At 20.3% G+C, this 1,633-nt stretch carries 2 protein-coding genes; both read right to left on the bottom strand.

Annotated elements, in window-relative coordinates; translation table 4 throughout:
• Window positions 1-102, bottom strand: a 102-nt coding sequence (locus tag EHV01_RS05350; protein WP_422066555.1) for a lipoprotein, incomplete at its 3' end; no start/stop codon positions are given.
• Between the two features lie 103 nt (window positions 103-205).
• Complete coding sequence (locus tag EHV01_RS05345) at window positions 206-1,546, bottom strand: hypothetical protein (RefSeq protein ID WP_422066554.1); 1,341 nt, start codon at window positions 1,544-1,546, stop codon at window positions 206-208.
• Between the last annotated feature and the right edge of the window lie 87 nt (window positions 1,547-1,633).

Raw genomic sequence — 1,633 nt, 5'->3', positions numbered from 1 at the left:
TTWATCAGGTGTATATTCTTGTGGTTTATTACAAGCAACTAAACTTGTTGTGATTGTTCCAATTAAAGTGACTGTTCCTAAAATGTTTAATATTTTTTTCATATATTACCTTTCTTTTACTTAGTGTTTGTTAATTTAATTAAAATGGAAATAATGTTAAATATATTTCCATTTTTAGTATTCAAATAAATTATTTATTTTTTAACTAATTTAAAATACTAATTATTTTACAAGTAGCTCCAGTTACTTTTGCCACACCAGAAATTATTTTACCAACTTTAGGAATAAACTGAGCAATTGTCCCCACATTACCAGCTATATCTGAACACATTTTTAAACCTTTACCTTCTTCTAATTTTTGTTTAATATTATTAATTTCATTATTTAAATTAATAATTTGCTGTTTTAAATTATTAATATCTTCTTTTAATTTTGTAAGGCTGTCATATAATTCATTTGATTTAAATTTAAGATCTATTGTTGTTAAAATATGTTGTAAAGAAAGTAATTTATCATTAAGATTATTTAATTTATCTCCTTTTCAAGTTCTTTTTTGTTCTAATGTAAAACTGGGAATATCTTCTTTAATTTGACGATTAACTTCATTTTCTCAACTATTAAAATTTAAATTTCAACTTTCAATTAAATTATCATTATCAATTAATTTTGATAAGTCATTTTCTAAAAATTCTTTAGTTACATAAACTAATTTTGGTTTTAAAATAAATTTAGAATAAATTGTACTTTGCTTATTTACTTTTAATCTAGCAGAAAAATTATAAGTAAAATGTGAATATGGGGTTTTTTCAAAAATTTCTAAATGTTCTATTTTTAAATTTGGATTTTGTTTTTTAACTGCATTTAATATGGTATTATTATCGTTATTATCAATTATTCCCAAATTAATTGAACTATTATTAAAATCATTAAAATCATTAATTAAATTATCTAAATATTTATTTGAATATTTTATTGCATCATCACTTTTTATCACTGCATCATAATATTTTATATTTTTTGTTCTACTTCCAATTTTTATATTTACTTTAATACCATCAAAATAAATTCTTAATCTACTTTTTTTATCACTATTTTCTCATTTATTATTTATATAATTTCAATTATTATGTATTGCTTCTCCTAATTTTTCCATAGATTCATATTTATCAAAAGAAGAACCAGTACTTTCAAAAACACTAAATTCAATATTATCTATAACTTTATTTTTAAATTTGTTAGCAAAATTATAATATTCATTTTCATATAAAATAACAACTTCTTCTCAAAAATCCGGTGTAAAAGTAAGAGAATATTCTCCCTTTTGACTAGAAAAAGTATAAAATATTGATGTTCTTTGTTTAAATTCATTATATGAATTTTTTGATCTTTTACTTCTATTTATTAATAAACTTTCTAAATTATTTGTTTGATGACTAATATCACTATTAATATTTTCTTCTTTTTGATAAGGACTAGCGGCAATTGTTGTTGGTACAGCAGTTCCACTAATAGTTAAGACACTTAATAAACTAAGTAATTTTTTCATTACGTGTTTTTTCTCCTTTTCTTATCTTGAAACTATTTATTGAAATTCTTTATCAAGATTTACCTTCAGTATATATATATATATATA

The sequence above is a fragment of the Spiroplasma sp. hy2 genome (assembly GCF_044714365.1).
In the GTDB taxonomy this organism is placed as follows: Bacteria; Bacillota_I; Bacilli_A; order Mycoplasmatales; family Mycoplasmataceae; genus Spiroplasma; species Spiroplasma phoeniceum.
This window is presented reverse-complemented; position numbering and strand designations above follow the sequence as displayed.